Annotated in this window: 14 protein-coding genes; 9 read left to right on the forward strand and 5 right to left on the reverse strand. The window is 71.2% G+C overall.

Annotated features, from left to right (window positions below; translation table 11 throughout):
* Nucleotides 1-112: 112 nt before the first annotated feature.
* From ACYVJ3_RS04115 to clpB, 4 genes are all read left to right on the forward strand, one after another.
* Nucleotides 113-1,438 (forward strand): hypothetical protein, encoded by a 1,326-nt coding sequence (locus ACYVJ3_RS04115; protein ID WP_460851241.1) that lies wholly within the window; start codon nucleotides 113-115, stop codon nucleotides 1,436-1,438.
* A 34-nt stretch (nucleotides 1,439-1,472) separates the two neighbouring features.
* On the forward strand, nucleotides 1,473-2,408 hold the full coding sequence (locus ACYVJ3_RS04120) for an Abi-alpha family protein (RefSeq protein WP_460851242.1): 936 nt from the start codon (nucleotides 1,473-1,475) through the stop codon (nucleotides 2,406-2,408).
* Between the two features lie 37 nt (nucleotides 2,409-2,445).
* Nucleotides 2,446-3,924: an outer membrane protein assembly factor BamB family protein gene (locus ACYVJ3_RS04125; RefSeq protein WP_460851243.1), complete on the forward strand. Its 1,479-nt coding sequence runs from the start codon at nucleotides 2,446-2,448 to the stop codon at nucleotides 3,922-3,924.
* A gap of 140 nt (nucleotides 3,925-4,064) precedes the next feature.
* Nucleotides 4,065-6,650: an ATP-dependent chaperone ClpB gene (clpB, locus tag ACYVJ3_RS04130; protein WP_460851244.1), complete on the forward strand. Its 2,586-nt coding sequence runs from the start codon at nucleotides 4,065-4,067 to the stop codon at nucleotides 6,648-6,650.
* Between the two features lie 108 nt (nucleotides 6,651-6,758).
* On the opposite strand, the gene ACYVJ3_RS04135 is transcribed toward clpB, so the two are convergent.
* Nucleotides 6,759-7,793, reverse strand: coding sequence for a hypothetical protein (locus ACYVJ3_RS04135; RefSeq protein ID WP_460851245.1), 1,035 nt, complete (start codon nucleotides 7,791-7,793; stop codon nucleotides 6,759-6,761).
* Nucleotides 7,794-8,028: 235 nt separating this feature from the next.
* Between ACYVJ3_RS04135 and ACYVJ3_RS04140 the strand changes: the two genes are divergently transcribed.
* Nucleotides 8,029-9,105, forward strand: a complete 1,077-nt coding sequence (locus ACYVJ3_RS04140) for a hypothetical protein (RefSeq protein WP_460851246.1) — start codon at nucleotides 8,029-8,031, stop codon at nucleotides 9,103-9,105.
* Nucleotides 9,106-9,222: 117 nt separating this feature from the next.
* The gene (locus ACYVJ3_RS04145) at nucleotides 9,223-9,921 is read left to right on the forward strand and encodes an Ig-like domain-containing protein (protein WP_460851247.1); all 699 of its coding nucleotides are present in this window, start codon (nucleotides 9,223-9,225) and stop codon (nucleotides 9,919-9,921) included.
* 94 nt (nucleotides 9,922-10,015) lie between these two features.
* Here the strand turns inward: ACYVJ3_RS04145 and ACYVJ3_RS04150 are convergent, their stop codons facing one another.
* The 3 genes from ACYVJ3_RS04150 to ACYVJ3_RS04160 form a co-directional block, all read right to left on the reverse strand.
* Nucleotides 10,016-11,794, reverse strand: coding sequence for a hypothetical protein (locus tag ACYVJ3_RS04150; RefSeq protein ID WP_460851248.1), 1,779 nt, complete (start codon nucleotides 11,792-11,794; stop codon nucleotides 10,016-10,018).
* 78 nt (nucleotides 11,795-11,872) lie between these two features.
* Nucleotides 11,873-12,700, reverse strand: a complete 828-nt coding sequence (locus tag ACYVJ3_RS04155; protein ID WP_460851249.1) for a hypothetical protein — start codon at nucleotides 12,698-12,700, stop codon at nucleotides 11,873-11,875.
* A 61-nt stretch (nucleotides 12,701-12,761) separates the two neighbouring features.
* Nucleotides 12,762-13,931: a pyridoxal phosphate-dependent aminotransferase gene (locus ACYVJ3_RS04160; protein ID WP_460851250.1), complete on the reverse strand. Its 1,170-nt coding sequence runs from the start codon at nucleotides 13,929-13,931 to the stop codon at nucleotides 12,762-12,764.
* Nucleotides 13,932-13,967: 36 nt separating this feature from the next.
* Here ACYVJ3_RS04160 and pyrE point away from each other — a divergent pair, with 36 nt between their 5' ends.
* Nucleotides 13,968-14,513: an orotate phosphoribosyltransferase gene (gene pyrE, locus ACYVJ3_RS04165; protein ID WP_460851251.1), complete on the forward strand. Its 546-nt coding sequence runs from the start codon at nucleotides 13,968-13,970 to the stop codon at nucleotides 14,511-14,513.
* 38 nt (nucleotides 14,514-14,551) lie between these two features.
* On the opposite strand, the gene ACYVJ3_RS04170 is transcribed toward pyrE, so the two are convergent.
* On the reverse strand, nucleotides 14,552-15,289 hold the full coding sequence (locus tag ACYVJ3_RS04170; RefSeq protein ID WP_460851252.1) for a DedA family protein: 738 nt from the start codon (nucleotides 15,287-15,289) through the stop codon (nucleotides 14,552-14,554).
* Between the two features lie 76 nt (nucleotides 15,290-15,365).
* Between ACYVJ3_RS04170 and ACYVJ3_RS04175 the strand changes: the two genes are divergently transcribed.
* Nucleotides 15,366-16,010: a TrmH family RNA methyltransferase gene (locus tag ACYVJ3_RS04175; protein WP_460851704.1), complete on the forward strand. Its 645-nt coding sequence runs from the start codon at nucleotides 15,366-15,368 to the stop codon at nucleotides 16,008-16,010.
* Between the two features lie 65 nt (nucleotides 16,011-16,075).
* Nucleotides 16,076-16,636, forward strand: a complete 561-nt coding sequence (locus ACYVJ3_RS04180; RefSeq protein ID WP_460851253.1) for a hypothetical protein — start codon at nucleotides 16,076-16,078, stop codon at nucleotides 16,634-16,636.
* The last annotated feature ends 3 nt before the right edge of the window (nucleotides 16,637-16,639 follow it).

A 16,639-nucleotide genomic window follows, 5' to 3' on the forward strand; every position in this document is an offset into this window, starting at 1 on the left:
CTCGCAGGTCGCCCGGGGGCGTGTCGTGCGTCCAGCCCTCAGTGATCGGTGTACCCGAGACACCGTGAGGCACTAACGTTCGCCCAGGTAAGGCTGACGAAGGGTTCCCACCGTGCTGCACTGGCTCCAGGAATGGGCGAACGATGTTGATTGGTTCGCCTTCGTCTCCATCCCCTTCTTCACCGGCATCATCGGCTGGCTGATCAACTGGTCGGGCCTGTGGATGCTCTTCAGCCCGGTGAAGTTCTGGGGCTTCAAGGTCCCTGGCCTCAAGGAGGTCGCCGGCGTCCTGCCGCGCAAGCTCCAGGAGATCCCCGGCTGGATGGACGGCGGCTTCGGCTGGCAGGGCATCGTTCCCGCCCGCGCCGCCAAGATGGGCTCGATCGCGGTCGACAAGGTCATCGCCAAGCTCGGCACCCCGGCGGAGTTCTACGCCCAGCTCGAGCCCGACCAGATCGCCGAGCACATCGTCTCGGTCTTCCGCCCCGACCTGCCCGCCCTCGTCGACGAGGTGATGCGGCGCGAGCACCCCAAGCTGTGGCGCGACCTCCCGGCCGGCGTACGACAGGCCGTCGTGGACCGCGTCGACGCCCAGCTGCCCGGCGTCGTCAAGACGATCACCGACGAGATCGGTGTCCACATCAACCAGCTGCTCGACCCGAAGATCATGGTCATCGACCACTTCCGGAAGAACCCGGCCCTCGTGGTCAAGGTGTTCAAGGACGTCGGCAAGCGCGAGCTGAACCTGATGGTCGCCTTCGGCTTCATCTTCGGCTTCCTGCTCGGCATCCCGGTCGCGATCATCGACCAGACCTGGCACCTGGCGTGGCTGCTGCCGGTGATGGGCGTCGTGGTCGGTTGGATCACCAACCTGCTCGGCATGTGGCTGATCTTCGACCCGCCGGAGCCCAAGCGGATCCTCGGCATCAAGGTGCAGGGCCTGTTCCTGCGGCGCCAGGCGCAGTGCGCCGAGGTCTACGCCTCGATCATCGCCGACGACGTCATCACGCTGGAGCGCATCGGCGACTTCCTGATGGACGGCCCGCGCGGCGACCGGACCAAGCAGATGATCGCGACCGCGATGCGGCCGGCGATCGACAAGGCGGCGGGCCCGCTGCGGCTGCCGGTCAACATCGCCATGGGCTCGGCCCGCTACGACCGGATCAAGGACTCCTTCGCCCTCGAGGCGGTGGGTCGCACGATCACGCCGTTCCGCGACCCGGCCTTCAGCGCCATTCAGTCCACCAAGATCCGCGAGCTGATCGCGCGCCGTACCAAGGAGCTCCCGCCCAAGGACTTCGTGGAGATGATGCGCTCGGCGATCAAGGAGGACGAGTGGATGCTCTACGCCCACGGCGCGATCATGGGCCTGGCCGGCGGCTTCCTGCACCTCGCGATCTTCACCTGGGGTCTGATCCCGGGCTTCCCCCCTTCCTGAGCGCCCTTCCCCCGAACGCGGAGTGACCACAGACATGGCCAAGAAGAAGACCGACGACCGTTACGACAAGGACGGTCTGCCGGCGATGCCCGCCCTCCCGGCGCTGCCCGGGCCGACGGTCGCCGAGAACCTGCCCGGCCTGGTCCGCGTCGCCGGCTCCGCCGCGCTGCACACGGCCGGCTGGGGCGTGCGTACGTCGGCCCGCAACTGGATGCGCGTCGGCAAGGCCGTGACCTCGCGCGAGGACGCCACCGCGCTGGTCCGCGACGTCAGCCAGTACGTCGGCACGCTCGGCGAGATCGCGCGCCAGGTCGCCGACGGCACGCCGCTCTCGACCGCGCTGATGAACGCGGGCGCGGCGCTCGGCGCCACCCTGAACGGCACGAGTGGCGGTGCTCCCACCGTCGGCGGCCACGTCATCGAGGAGCGTCAGACCTCGCTGCGCGAGCGCGGCCAGGACCTGCTCGCCAAGTCCCGCGACGTGTGGGCCTCCAACGACCGCCACCCCGCGTTCGACCGGATCCTCGACGAGATGGCCCCGGACGAGGCGCGCATCCTGGTGATGCTGCTGCAGCTCGGCCCGCAGCCCTCGGTCGACGTACGCACCGGCGGACCGATCGGCATGGTCTCCTCGCAGCTGATCGCGCCCGGCCTGAACATGGTCGGCCCCCGCGCCGGCCTGCGCTACCTCGACCAGGTGCCGGCGTACCTCAACAACCTGTTCCGCCTCGGCCTCGTCTGGTTCTCCCGCGAGGCCGTCAAGGAGCACCAGGAGTACCAGGTGCTCGAGGCGCAGCCCGACGTCCTGGCCGCGCTGCACTCGGTGAAGTTCGCCAAGGTCGTACGCCGCTCGCTGCACCTCACGCCGTTCGGTGAGGAGTTCACCAAGCTCGCGCTCGTCGACGAGCACATCGCGTCGAGCGACGACCTTCCCTCGCACGACGTACCTCCGGAGCTCGACACGGAGTAGCGCTTGAACGCGCCTGCCCTGGGGTAGGTGGCCTGCGATGTCTCGGAGAATGCTGGCCACCGTCGCCCTGTCCCTCGCCGCCCTCGCGCTGCTCGCCGCCGGCTGGTGGCTGCCGGAGGTGCTGCTGTACCTGGTGGGGGTGGCGGTCGCGGCAGTGCTCGTCGGCATCGTGCTGCTGCGGCGACACCGCAAGGTCCTGTCCGCCGTCGCCGTCATCGCCGTCCTCGCTGGGGGTCTCGGGCTGCCGCTCGTGGCCGGGCGCGGCGACGCCGGCGGGCCGGCCTGGCACACCTCGCTGTCCGGCCAGACCGTGGTGCGGGCCGGTGGCGTCTTCATCGCCGCGGACGACGGCCGGGTCCACCTGGTGACGCTGACCGGTGGCCGTGAGCTGTGGAGCGTCCCGGGCTGGAGCCCCGTCGTCGGGTCCGACGGCGACCTCGTGACGTTCGGGAGCAGCGACCGCCGGGTGGCGCGCTACGACACCCATGGGCGGCAGCTGTGGAGCCTCCCCGCGACCTCGCTCATCCACGGCCACCTCCGCAGCGTCGCGATGGCGTCCGGGACCACGGTCCTCTCCTCGTGCGCCTCGGACGACACCGGGACGACGAGCACCTGCTTCCTGGCGGGCGTCGGCGTGGGTGGTCGGATCCTGTGGCAGCGGGTGTTCCGCGACGCGGCCGTGCCGGTTCCCCACGACCTGCTGCCGACGGTCAGTGGACAGGCGCCGTCATCGGTCGCCGTACGGGTCAGGAGGGGCCGTACGTCGATGCTGCTGGTGGTCGACCCGACGAGCGGTCGCCCGCTGGTGGCGGAGCGGATGCCGCCGGCGTACGTCACCGGGTTGTTGATGATGGTGGGGACGCGCGTCGTGGCGGCCCGGCCGGGCTGCGGGCTGGAGGACTTCGACGAGGGGACGCTGATCGGGCGCACCCGGAACCCGGCGGAGTGCCACGGACCGATGCTGCCGACGGGGGTCGTCTCCGTGCCGGGGGACCGGTTCTACGTCCGCACCGTGCTGGGTGGTCCGGTCGCCACCTTCGACATCGACCTCGGCGAGGGGCGGGTCCTGGACCCCGACGAGTACGCCGGCACCGACAGCCCCACGGCCTTCGGGCCGTCGGTGGTGCTGGCCGAGCCCGTCTCGGGCGGCAGCAGGGAGCTGGTCGCGACCGATGCGGCGAGCGGGAAGGTCGTCTGGCATCGCGCTCTGGACGCCGACACGAAGTCTGCGGACGACGCGCGGTGGATGACCGGGGTGTGGAACGGGGACACGGTCGTGGTGCGCGAGCTGTCCCACGTGCGCAACCCCTACCTGCGCCCCCACCTCCAGCTCGGCGACGGCCGCTTCGGCCTCTTCGCGGACCGGAGCCGACGCTTCGGGGTGCTCGACACGGACACCGGTCGGGAGCTGGCGGCGGTGCTGGACGGGTCGGCCAGGGGTGCCGACGTCCGGGTGGTGGCGGGCGACGGCTACGCCGTCGTGAGCACGCCGGAAGGCACCTACCGCGTGGGCTGAGCGTGCGGCAGAATGGCCAGAGTTGAGTGGAATGGACTCAACTTTCGGCATGTTGTGACTGATGACGTCGGTTCCCGGCCAACCCGGCCGATCCGGACCGACCCAGATGATCGATCCGACGCACACCACAGGAGTCTGCATTGAGCCAGTTCGGGGCCGACAAGTTCACCACGCGAGCACGTGAGGCGATCGAGGCCGCACAGCTCTCCGCGACGTCGGCGGGCCACAGCACCCTCGAGCCGATCCACCTCCTCACCGCCCTGCTGACGCAGGCCGAGGGCCCGGTGGCCAACGTCGTCACCAAGGCCGGCGTCGACGTCGCCGCGCTGGTGCGCGCGGCCACCGCCGAGCGCGACCGCCTGCCGAGCGCCAGCGGTGCCACCGTCAAGCAGCCCGTCGCCTCGCCGGCAACCACGCGGGTCCTGGCGAGCGCGCTCGACCTCGCCTCCTCGATGCAGGACGAGTACGTCGCCTCCGAGCACCTGCTGCTGGCGCTCGCGACCGTCGAGTCGTCGGCCAAGACCGTGCTGGAGGCGGCCGGCCTGAGCGCGGACGGTCTCCGGGAGGTCGTCACCGCGATGCGCGGCGGCCGCCGCGTCACCAGCGAGAACGCCGAGGACACCTACGAGGCGCTGGAGAAGTACTCCGTCGACCTGACCAAGGCCGCCGAGGAGGGCCGCCTCGACCCCGTCATCGGCCGCGACGCCGAGATCCGGCGCGTGGTGCAGGTGCTGTCGCGGCGTACCAAGAACAACCCGGTGCTCATCGGCGAGCCCGGCGTCGGCAAGACCGCCGTCGTCGAGGGGCTCGCCCAGCGCGTCGTCGCGGGCGACGTACCCGACTCCCTCAAGGGGCGGCGGGTCCTCTCGCTCGACCTGATGGGCATGGTCGCGGGCGCGAAGTACCGCGGCGAGTTCGAGGAGCGGCTCAAGGCCGTCCTGGAGGAGATCAAGCAAGCCGAGGGCCAGGTCATCACCTTCATCGACGAGCTGCACACGGTCGTCGGCGCGGGCGCGGGCGGCGACAGCCAGATGGACGCCGGCAACATGCTCAAGCCGATGCTGGCGCGCGGCGAGCTGCACATGATCGGCGCGACCACGCTCGACGAGTACCGCGAGTCCATCGAGAAGGACCCCGCGCTGGAGCGGCGCTTCCAGCAGGTGTACGTCGGTGAGCCGAGCGTCGAGGACACCATCCAGATCCTGCGCGGCATCCAGGAGAAGTACGAGGCGCACCACGGCGTGCGGATCACCGACGCTGCGCTCGTCGCCGCGGCGACGCTCTCCGACCGGTACATCACCGGCCGGCAGCTGCCCGACAAGGCGATCGACCTGATCGACGAGGCGGCCTCGCGGCTGCGGATGGAGATCGAGAGCTCGCCGGAGGAGATCGACCAGCTCCGACGGGCCGTCGACCGGCTGCGGATGGAGGAGTTCGCGCTCGCCAAGGAGTCCGACGAGGCCTCCGTGGAGCGGCTGGCGAACCTGCGCCGCGACCTGGCCGACCAGGAGGAGTCGCTGCGCGGCCTGGAGGCCCGCTGGGAGCGGGAGAAGGCCTCGCTCGAGGGCGAGGGCGAGCTGCGTCGTCAGCTCGACCAGCTCCGCATCGAGGCCGAGAAGCTGCAGCGCGAGGGCGACTTCGAGAAGGCCAGCGAGCTCTTGTACGGACTCATCCCGGAGAAGGAGAAGCAGATCGATGCCGCGGCCGCGGCTGAGACCGACGACTCCGAGAAGCTGGTCGGCGAGGAGGTCGGGGCGATCCAGGTCGCCGAGGTCGTGGAGGCCTGGACCGGCATCCCGACGGGCCGGATGCTGCAGGGCGAGACCGCCAAGCTGCTGCAGATGGAGGACGAGATCGGGCAGCGGCTGATCGGCCAGCGCACCGCCGTACAGGCCGTGTCCGACGCCGTACGCCGCTCGCGGGCCGGCATCGCCGACCCCGACCGCCCGACCGGCTCGTTCCTGTTCCTCGGCCCGACCGGCGTCGGCAAGACCGAGCTCGCGAAGTCGCTCGCGGAGTTCCTCTTCGACGACGAGCGGGCGATCATCCGCATCGACATGAGCGAGTACGCCGAGAAGCACTCGGTCTCGCGCCTGGTCGGTGCGCCTCCCGGCTACGTGGGGTACGACGAGGGCGGCCAGCTGACCGAGGCCGTGCGCCGTCGTCCCTACTCGGTCGTGCTGCTGGACGAGGTCGAGAAGGCCCACCCCGAGGTCTTCGACATCCTGCTCCAGGTGCTCGACGACGGGCGGCTGACCGATGGACAGGGCCGGACCGTGGACTTCCGCAACACAATCCTGATCCTGACCTCGAACCTCGGCTCGCAGTTCCTCGTCGACCCGACGCTGGACCCGGAGAAGGCGAAGGAGTCGGTGCTGAGCATCGTCCGGCAGAGCTTCAAGCCGGAGTTCCTCAACCGGCTCGACGAGATCGTCACCTTCGACGCGCTGAGCCGCGACGAGCTGACCCACATCGTCGACCTGCTCCTCGGCTCGCTGCAGAAGCGGCTCGCCGCGCGGCGGATCTCGATCGAGGTCACCGACGCCGCCCGGCAGTGGCTGGCCGAGGTCGGCTATGACCCGGCGTACGGCGCCCGCCCGCTCCGCCGCCTGGTCCAGACCGCCATCGGCGACCCCCTCGCCCGGCTGCTGATCAGCGGTGAGGTGACCGACGGGGGTTCAGTGACCGTGGACCGTGGCGACGACGGGCTGGTCCTGCGCCGGTGATGTAACTACGTGTTCGGTGCACTTCCCGGGTGAAGGACCACCCGGGAAGTGCACACAGCACCCGGGTAGTGCGGCTGGACGGATTGCCGCGGTGCGCGATCCGCAGGCTCAGCGCGCGATCCCGCGCGCGGCGTACTCCGACCGAACTCGCTCCGCTCGCTCGAGCAGATGCGGCTGCGTCCGGCTGCCGAACCGCTCGTCGGCCTCGCGCTGTGCCGCTTGCAGTCGTCGGATCGCGCGGGATCGCTGGGCGCCCCAGTAGTCCTCCCAGATCACGGTCGACAGCACGGTTCCCTGGGCGACGATCAGCCGCTCGCGCCGTTTCGCCTGCCAGAGCGCGTCCTCGACGTCCGCCTTGACGCCGCCCCGGTCGACGGAGCGCAGCTTGAGTCGGCTGTCCACCTCGATCACGTGGTTGCCGACCATGATGTCGCCGAAGAAGACGCCTTCCTCGGTGAGGAACGGGAACTGGCACACGGGGTGGCCGAGGCCGGCCTCATGCACCAGCTCACGCCCGAGACTCTCGTTGGCATTGGCGGCTCCGCCGTCGGAGAGGTCGACCGCGGTGTATGCCGACCGGACTCCCGGCCAGTGCGCCATGGGCTGGTAGGCCGCGACCAGTGCGCTGTGCGTGATGCCGAGCCGCAGCGCCGAGTCGCATGCGACGACACCGGCACGTACGCCGTACTCGCGGGCGATGTCGACTGCGGTGCGGGCGGGTTCGAGCACGGGGAGGTCGTTGCGGATGATCCGCTGGTGCTCCTCGAAGCGAGCGAGGTGGTGGGCGACGCCGTGCTCGGTCCATGCGTTGGTCCAGCCCGGACGAGTGATGTGGGTGATCGGGTCGTCCGGGGGCCGGAGGACCTGCATGCCGAGCTCGTCGGCCGCGGAGGTGTGGCTGAGGACCCATCCGCGTCGCATCGACCGCACCGCCGCTCGGGCGACCAGCCGGCGCCGCCCGGCGTACGGGTCCAGGCTCTCCCAGTGCTCGGCAGTCGTGTAGACCCCACGTCTGACGGCGATCCAGGTCTGTTGGCGGATCAGCCGCCGGATCTCGCTCGGGCTCATTCCGAGGTCCAGGGCTTCGGCGTGGGTGAGGAGGCCGTGGCCGGCGTTCATTGCGGCGATGATCCGAGGGTCCATGCCGACAGGATCGGTCCGAGGCGCCGTACGCCGGAGCGCGTGCGCAGCGCCCTGTGGAGTTCGGCGGTCGTCCACAGGCTGCGGCCGCGCAAGTGGTCCGTCGTGGGGCGGGTGAGGTTGTCGAGGTGCACTGCCCGGGCGTTGTGACAACTATCAGGGCGGTCCTTCGCCTGGGTAGTGCTCATGACACGTAGTTACACGGCGCCGGCGTGGGGTGGTCTGGTGGAATGGGGGCATGAGCGACGCAGCGCCACCCCGGCCCGGCCAGGCCACCTTCGCGGCCCTGTTGATCGGTGTCGGCTCGGTGCTCGCGATCGCGGTGGCGTGGGAGCGGATCGCGGGGCTGTACACGATCGAGATGCAGGACACGCTCGCCAAGCTGGCCAAGGACGAGCCGTTCGGCGGCATGAGCGCCGAGGGGCTCGCGACCACGTTCAGGATCCTGTGCGTGATCGGCGGCGGTGCCTCGGCGGCGGCGACGATCCTGGCCGTCCAGGCCTGGCAGCGCTCGAAGGGTGCCCGGGTCGCGCTGACCTGCCTGGTACCGCTGATCATCGCGGGCTGGATGGGCACCTCGGGCTTCTTCGAGCCGATCGTGCTGGCGGGCATCGCGTTGCTGTGGATGCCGCCGACGCGCGACTGGTTCGAGGGCCGGGAGTGGCAGCCCGCCGTCCGCGGTGGCTACGGGCCAGCGGCCGGTCCCACGCCGGTGCTGCGCCAGCCGCGCCAGCCGGCCGACGGCGAGAAGCCGGTCGCGCGACCTCCCGGCGAGAGCGCGCCGCCGTGGGCGTCGGCGCCGCCGCCGACCACCGACGCGATGTCGGGCCCGGTGCCGGCGCAGTGGTCGGGGTCGGCGTACGAGCCGCTGCAGGGTCCGACGCGACCGCCCGCGATGGTGTGGGCGTGCACGCTGACCTGGATCGGCACCGCCCTCGTCGGCGGGCTGCTCGCCGTGACCGCAGCGCTGCTGGCCTTCGCCCACGACCAGTACTTCAAGGTGGTGCGCGACCGGGGCATGCTCGAGGGCACCGGCATCTCCGAGCACCAGCTGCAGACCTCGGTGATCGTCGCGGCCTCGATCGGCATCCCCGCCTGCCTGCTCGCTGCCCTGCTGGCCGTCGGCGTGATGCTCGGCCGGCCGGTGTGGGCACGGCTCCTGCTGGCCGCGCTCAGCTCGATCGTCGGGATCGCCTGCGTCGCGCTGGCACTGGTCAACCCGCCGATGGTCCTGCCGGGCCTGGTGGCACTGCTGGTCGCGTTCCTGCTCGCGCGTCCCGAGGTCGTCGAGTGGCGACCGAAGCCGCGTACCTGACGCTCAGGACCCCCACCAGTTCTGGGGTTCCGCCACGAACGTCGCCTGCCGCGGACTAGATTTCAGCCCGCCGGACGTCGCGATCGTCGTACGCCGGCACGCGCTCGGAGGTGCGACTTGCGGAAGTTCCTGCGGGGCCTGGTGGCCACGACCGCGTTCTCGGTGGCGGCGGTCGCCGCACCGGCCGGTGCCGTCACCGGCAGCCCGCCGATCCCCGGCGACGATCACTACACGCTGCGGGCGGGCCAGCTGCGCAGCGTCAACCTGCTGCTCAACGACGCCGACCCGGACGGTGACAACCTCGCGATCTGCCGCGTCCGCAACGTGCCGAAGCAGCTGTTCGTCGACGTCGAGGGCCGGCACGCCTACCTCGGCGGCTCCGAGCCCGGCACCTTCACGTTCACCTACTACGCCTGCGACTACAGCTACCTGGTGCCGGCGACGGTCACCGTGACGGTGCTCCCGCCGCCGCGCATGGCGCCGCTGGTCCACGCGTCGATCCACCCCGGCAAGGTCCGCGTCGCCAACCGTGGCCAGCGTGGCTTCCACTTCCTGTTCGGCTCGTTCAAGGCCTCCAAGCCGGACGGCGAGGCGTACGTCGCGCCGCACACCAGCAAGCTCGTCGCCGTACGCCGCACCTCGCTGGTGTGGGTGGCGATGAACACCGCCATCGGCTACTACAAGGTCGGTGTCGTGCGCGGCGTGAAGATCCCCGCCGGTGTCCACGAGCTCCCCCCGGGCGCGCCGAAGAACCGCGCCGATGCCCGGACCGACTTCCGCGCGGCCGCGCGGGGTGTGGTCGGCTGGATCAGCTGAGGCAGGTACGACGAAGGGGCCGGGCGCGATGCGCCCGGCCCCTCTGTCGTTCTCGACCCGGAGGGATCAACCCCGAGGGATCAACCCCGACGGCTCATGGCAGCGGCTGCCAGGTGGTGCCGTCGAAGCGGTGCCCGTTGACCACGTCGCCGACCTGGTAGGTCACCGGCGGTGCGGTCGGCGCCTGGGTGGGCGCTGCGGTGGGGACCTGCTTCAGCTGGGCGCTCGCGGCCTTCATCCGGGCGATCGCCTCCGGGCTGATCGCGCCCGAGACGAACGCGGCGATGGCGCCGGCGACGAGCGCGAACAGCCAGACCAGCCACATCGACGAGCCGGGGATCCCCGCGAAGCCGTGCACGCTCGCCTCGTTCGGGAGGCTCCCGACGAAGCTCGAGAGCATTCCTCGCACGAAGTCGTCCGACGTGGAGCCCGAGCCGTTCATGACGCTGTCCGCGAGCTTGGAGACGCCCGAGACGCTGGCCGACCCGCGGAACGAGGCGAAGTGGAACAGGATCGGGAGCACGACCAGCAGGGAGACCAGCCAACCGCCGATCTGCTGGGCCTTGGCGGTGCCACGGCTGACGCGCCACGCCATGAACGCGAGGATCAGCGGCGCGAGGACGAAGGCGACGTACACACCCTTGTCACCCTGCGAGCCCGAGTGGTCCTGAGCCAGCCAGAGGGCGCCCTTGTGGACCGACGTGGCGATGTGGGCGACGCTGACCTGGCCGCCGACGCCGACGGTGCCGAAGGAGCCGAGGGAGAGCATCCCGAGGCCGACGTTGCTCGCCCAGCCGCCGAAGCCGGCGGCGAGGTTCACGCCCTGGTGGAAGGTCAGGTGGGTCTGGTCGGCGTGGGGCCGGGCGAACCACATGGCGAGCTCGCCGATGATGCCGGCCGGGATGGAGACGACGAGGAGCGCCGCAGCGCCCTTCACGGCACCGGCGAACCAGCCGCGGAGCTTCTCGAAGCGGGCGCCGAAGACGTCGGCCCGCAGCAGGGTGCTCAGCGCGAGGACGATGAAGACGGTGAGGATCGGCATGAACAGCGCCCCGACCGTGGACGGGCCGACGTGGAAGCCGATGTCTACCTTCGACATCTCCGAAGGGATGTCGCGGCTGCGGTCCAGTCGGACGATGTCACTGACGTGGGAGCGCGCGATCCAGGACACGATGAACAGCGGGACGGCCACCATCACGGAGGTGCGGAGCGCGAAGCCGAGGAGGGCCAGCGGCCGGGTCTCGGTGACGGTCGAGCGCCGGAACATCCAGATGCCGGCCGCGAAGGTGAGGACCGTGAGCGTCAGCGGCCAGGCGCCGAGGCTGGCACCGGCGTGGGCGCCCTGGTACGACGCGCCCGCACCGAGGTTGGTGCCGAAGACCGAGGTCCACAGCCAGCCGAGCCAGGTCATGTTCAGGTGGAACGTGTAGTGCGCACCCGGGACCGCGGGACGGCCGGCGACGCCGAGGATCAGCGCGAGGACGCCCGAGGTGAACAGGAGGGTCAGGGCCACGCGGAGCGGGCCGATCCAGTCCCAGCTGCCGGCGGAGCCGAGCGCCTTGCCGAAGGCCTCGGCGGCCGGGTTCGGCGCCATCGGGCCGGCCGGCGGGGGCGGCGGGGGAGTCGTCGGCATGGCGCCGTACGCCGGCTGGCCGGCCGCGGGCGGTGCGGCGGGCGGCGCCGCGGGCTGGCCGAAGGTCGGCGGGGGCGGCGGAGTCGCCGGGGCGCCGTACGTCGGAACCGGGGGTGCCGGCGGCGTGGCGGGCGCGGCGGGCGCTGGCGAAGCGGCCGGCGCGGCGGGAGCGGCCGCGCCGCAGTTGCCGCAGAACGGCTCGCCGGGCGAGATCGGGTAGCTGCAAGCGCTACAGGTCATGGCGTTTTCCTTTCAGCTCGGGCCTGGCGGCCCGTGGTTGTGCGGTGCCTCGGGTGGTTCATCCGGAAGTCGGCAGACCTAGCCTTCCCCGGCTGAAACCCCCTGCAGGTCGGCGGGGGCGCGGAAGTGCAGACCGCGCTCGATGCGCAGGTAGTCGGCCTGGTCCTGCGCGTAGATCGTGACGTCGGCCAGCGAGCCGGGCTCGTCGTACATCACGACCACCTTGTAGGTCCCGGGCTCGGTGGCATCGATGTGCCAGGCGAACAGGCCGGGACCCGGCGCCGTGACGGCCTCCGGGTGCGCTGCGCGGTAGTGGCCCACCATCGCAGCGCGGCCGTTCCACATCGAGTAGTGGACGGTGTCGTGGTCGCACCACGCGCTGGCGCTGCGCCCGGCCGGCCGGTTCCAGCGACACGCTGCGCCGAGCACCGGGAAGGTCCAGTGCAGGCCGCTGACGGCCGCGGGCCACCCGCACGCGCCGAGCGACGTACGGCTGGCGCCGTCCCAGCACCGGAACCCGGCGGGCGTCGCGACAGCCGTCGTGGGCGTCGGGGCGGTGGTCGCCGCGAGCGGGGGAACGGTCGTGGGCGTCGCCGAGGAGACGACGGGCGGCGCGATCGACCGGATCGGCGCCGGCGCCGCGGCGGGGGTTGCCCGTGCCTTGGGCGTGGTGGCCGTGTCGTCGTGCAGCAGCAGGAAGGCGGTGATGCCGCTCCCGGCCAGCACGACCACCAGCGCGAGGATGCCGAGGACCATGCCGAGGCGCCGTGGTGCCTGGGGCGGTGCGGGAGGTGGCGGCGGGGCGTACGCCGCCAGCGGCTGGCCACAGCTGGTGCAGAAGCTCTGGGTCGGCGAGGACCGCGGCGTGCCGCAGCCCGCGCACACGCCTCCTGGTGCGTTCACCATGAACGATCCCCCTGTTCGTCGTGCCGAGGCTAGGGGGAGCGGAAGGTCCGTGCGGTGGCTTTCACCGATTCGGCGCAGCGAGATCGGCGGCCGCGAGGCGGCGTACGGCCTCGTCGAGGACCTCGGGACGCTTGCAGAACGCCCACCGCACCAGGGTGTCGCCGGCGTCGGAGTCGTGGAAGACCTGCGAGGGGATCGCCACCACGCCGGCACGCTCGGGCAGCGCCAGGCAGAAGTCGCGGCCGCTGCTCCACCCGAGGTCGCGGACGTCGGTGGTCGCGAAGTACGTCCCCTCCGGGACGTACGCCGACAGCCCGGCCTGTTGCAGCCCGGGCAGGAGCCGGTCGCGACCGGCCTGCAGCGTGCGTGCCACCGTGGCCGGGAACCCGGGGTGCTCGTCGAGGGCGACCGCGACGGCCGGCTGCAGCGGCGCGCCCGAGGTGTAGGTCAGCCACTGCTTGGCAGCCATCGTGGCGGCGACGAGGTCGGCGGGTCCCGTGGCCCAGCCGACCTTCCAACCGGTGAAGGAGTAGGACTTGCCGGCGCTGCTCAGCGTGAGCGTCCGCGAGGCCATCCCGGGCAGCGTCGCGATCGGGACGTGCGCGCGGCCGTCGAAGGTGAGGTGCTCGTAGACCTCGTCCGCGACGACCACGAGGTCGTGCTCGATAGCGAGGTCGGCGACTGCCTGGAGCTCCTCGAGCGAGAGAACGCGGCCGGTCGGGTTGTGCGGGTTGTTGAGCAGGATCATCCGCGTCCGTGGGGTGGTCGCCGCGCGCAGCTCGTCGGCGTCGAGGGCGAAGTCCGGCGCGCGCAGGGTCACGGTCCGGCGTACGCCTCCGGCGAAGGCGATCATCGCGGGGTAGGAGTCGTAGTAGGGCTCGAGGGCGACGACCTCGTCGCCCGGGTCGACCAGGCCGAGGATCGCCGCCGCGATCGCCTCCGTGCAGCCGGTCGTCACCAGGACCTCGCGGTCGGGATCGAGGTCGATGCCGTAGTGGCGCTGCTGGTGCGCGGCGATGGCGGACCGCAGCGCGGGTACGCCGGGACCGGGGGCGTACTGGTTGGCGCCGCTCTCCAGCGCGTGCACCGCGGCAGCGATCACCTCGGGCGGGCCGTCGACGTCGGGGAAGCCCTGGCCGAGGTTGACCGATCGCGTGCGCACCGCGAGGGCGGACATCTCAGCGAAGATCGTCGTACCCATGCCGGCGACCCGGCTCGCTGCCCTGCCCATGCCCGCCAACCTAGTCGCCGCACTAACCTTGGTCGCGTGACGACGACCGACACCGACCTCGCTGCCGACATCGATGCGACCTGCCGCCTGACGGGGGAGTTCACCCTCCGGTCCGGCCAGGTGAGCAGCGAGTACTTCGACAAGTACCTCTTCGAGGCCGACCCGCTGCTGCTCGCACGCGTCGCCCGCGAGATGGCGCAGCTGCTGCCCGCCGACACCGAGCTGCTGGGTGGTCTGGAGATGGGCGGCATCCCGATCGCCACCGCGATCAGCCAGCTCGTCGGCATGCCCGCCCTCTTCATCCGCAAGAAGGCCAAGGAGTACGGCACCGCCAAGCTCGCCGAGGGCCCGACGTACGCCGGCAAGCGGGTCACCCTGATCGAGGACGTCATCACGACCGGTGGCGCCGTGCGCGACGCGACGAACGCGCTGCGCGAGGCGGGCGCGGTCGTCGAGGTCGTCATCTGCGCGATCGACCGTTCGCCCGAGGGCGAGAACCCGCTGGCCGACGTCGGCCTCGAGGTCCGGCCGGTACTCACCAAGGCGGTCCTGGACGCGGCGCGCGCCGCGGCGACCGCCTGACCCGCCTCGTCTCACTGAGAGTGACCTGGAGGTCACTCTCAGTGAGACGAGGCGTCGGTCTCGCGGGCCGCGGCCTCGCGGCGCACGTGGTCGTCGTGGCGCTTGTGCCAGATCTCGTACGCCAGGGCCACGACGGTCACGGCGAGCAGGCCGTAGGTGACCAGGTCGATGTACTTGCCCAGGCTCGGGAAGGTCTGGCCCAGGACGTAGCCGATGAGGGTCAGCGACGCGACCCAGAGGATCGCGCCGACCCCGCTCCAGACCAGGAAGACCTTGCGCTTCATCTGGGTGACGCCCGCGACGAGGGTGATGTAGGTGCGCACGAACGGCACGAACCGGCCGGCGATGAGTGCCATGTGGCCGTGGCGGTCGAAGAACTCCGAGGTGCGCTCGAGGTAGACCCGCTTCACGATCCGGCCGTCGCGCTGGTAGACCCGTGGCCCGATCTTGGCGCCGATCTCGTAGCCGGTGACGTTGCCGGCGAAGGCGGCTGTCGCATAGACCGCCACGCAGACGACCAGGTCGATCACGTGGCTGCCGGGGACGATGTCCACCTTCTGCTCGGCGATGAACAGGCCCATCGCGAACAGCAGGGTGTCACCGGGCAGGAAGGGGAAGAGCAGGCCGCACTCGATGAACAGCACGATGATGCCGACCCAGAACAGCGCCGTGCCGAACTCGTGGAGCAGGAATTCGGGGCGCAGCCACTTCGTCAGGTCGTGGAGGCTGATGGCCAGGGGCGACAGGTTCGATGCCTGGGCCAGAAGTGCGGACACGCTCGAACAGTAGTCGCAGCCTGATGAGGAAGGATGGTCGACCGTGGATCAGGACGAGCGGGCGCCGTACGACCCGATGCCGTACGGCGTGCCCGAGGTCGGTCTCGGGCCGTGGGAGGGCGAGTGGCCGACGGGCCGTCAGTACGACCCCGAGCTGCTCGCGAACGGCGACCGGCGCAACGTTGTGGACCGTTACCGCTACTGGACGATGGAGGCGATCGTCGCCGATCTGGACGTACGCCGGCACGGGTTCCACGTCGCCATCGAGAACTGGCAGCACGACTTCAACATCGGCACGATCGTGCGGACGGCGAACGCGTTCCTGGCCGCCGAGGTCCATATCGTCGGCAACCGGCGGTGGAACCGTCGCGGCGCGATGGTGACCGACCGCTACCAGCACATCCGGCACCATCCGACGGTCGCGGACCTGCGCGAGCACCTCGACACGCTCGACGACCGGGTGCCGCTCCTGGGCATCGACAACCTGCCGGGCTCACAGCACCTGGAGACGATGGTGCTGCCCGAGCGGGTGTGCTTCCTGTTCGGCCAGGAGGGCCCGGGCCTCTCCGAGCCGGCCCGTGAGGTCGTGGACGGGACGTTCTCGATCGCGCAGTTCGGCTCGACCCGGTCGATCAACGCGTCCGCGGCAGCCGCGATCGCCATGCACGGCTGGGTCGTCCAGCACGCCGACCTCTCCTCCGACGAGGCCTGGCGCGGCTGACGCCGGGGGAACCTCGGGGGTTCTGCTCAGGCTCCGCACAGGTTGGCTGCCTAGCCTCGACGTACATGAGCTCCCACGAAGAGATCACGACCACCACCGACCTCGACCAGACCACGAAGCAGACCACGAAGCAGACCCGGAGGCCGCGCACGGCGGTCCTCGCTGTCGCGGGGGTGGGGGTCATCTGCCTCCTGGCGGGCGGTGGAGTGGGCTGGGCGGTCGGCCACCACGAGGCCGCCGGGTCCGCCTCGGCGTCGTCCGCCGGCCTGTCGCTGCCGGGCTCGCTGTCGGGCGGGTACCAGCGGTCCACGTCGATCGACGCCCGGCTCAAGCCGGCGGTCGCGTCGGCCAAGAGCGCGCTCGGGGCCGGGACGGACATGGCGGTCTACGCCAAGGGCAAGGAGCAGGTGCTGGTCGAGGCGACCCGTCTGCCCGGATCGGCCGTGCTCCAGGCCGGGATGGAGTACTCCAAGGTCGGCGGCGCCACCTGTGCCAGCGCCCAGTCCGCCCAGGGCAGCGAGGCGATCTGCACCCGCTCCAGCGATGAGCTGACCGTCAAGGTCACCTCGGGCACCCCCGAGGCCGCCGCGAAGTACGCCGACGAGGTGTACGCCGGACTGGCGTGAGCC

The sequence above is a fragment of the Nocardioides montaniterrae genome (assembly GCF_054782655.1).

Excerpts from the sequence above, each read along its gene's own strand:
- ACYVJ3_RS04135 (WP_460851245.1), bottom strand. The coding sequence starts at position 7,793 with ATGGACCCTCGGATCATCGCCGCAATGAACGCCGGCCACGGCCTCCTC.
- ACYVJ3_RS04125 (WP_460851243.1), top strand. The coding sequence starts at position 2,446 with ATGTCTCGGAGAATGCTGGCCACCGTCGCCCTGTCCCTCGCCGCCCTC.
- ACYVJ3_RS04180 (WP_460851253.1), top strand. The coding sequence starts at position 16,076 with ATGAGCTCCCACGAAGAGATCACGACCACCACCGACCTCGACCAGACC.
- ACYVJ3_RS04155 (WP_460851249.1), bottom strand. The coding sequence starts at position 12,700 with ATGGTGAACGCACCAGGAGGCGTGTGCGCGGGCTGCGGCACGCCGCGG.
- ACYVJ3_RS04160 (WP_460851250.1), bottom strand. The coding sequence starts at position 13,931 with ATGGGCAGGGCAGCGAGCCGGGTCGCCGGCATGGGTACGACGATCTTC.
- ACYVJ3_RS04150 (WP_460851248.1), bottom strand. The coding sequence starts at position 11,794 with ATGACCTGTAGCGCTTGCAGCTACCCGATCTCGCCCGGCGAGCCGTTC.
- ACYVJ3_RS04120 (WP_460851242.1), top strand. The coding sequence starts at position 1,473 with ATGGCCAAGAAGAAGACCGACGACCGTTACGACAAGGACGGTCTGCCG.
- ACYVJ3_RS04175 (WP_460851704.1), top strand. The coding sequence starts at position 15,366 with ATGCCGTACGGCGTGCCCGAGGTCGGTCTCGGGCCGTGGGAGGGCGAG.
- ACYVJ3_RS04140 (WP_460851246.1), top strand. The coding sequence starts at position 8,029 with ATGAGCGACGCAGCGCCACCCCGGCCCGGCCAGGCCACCTTCGCGGCC.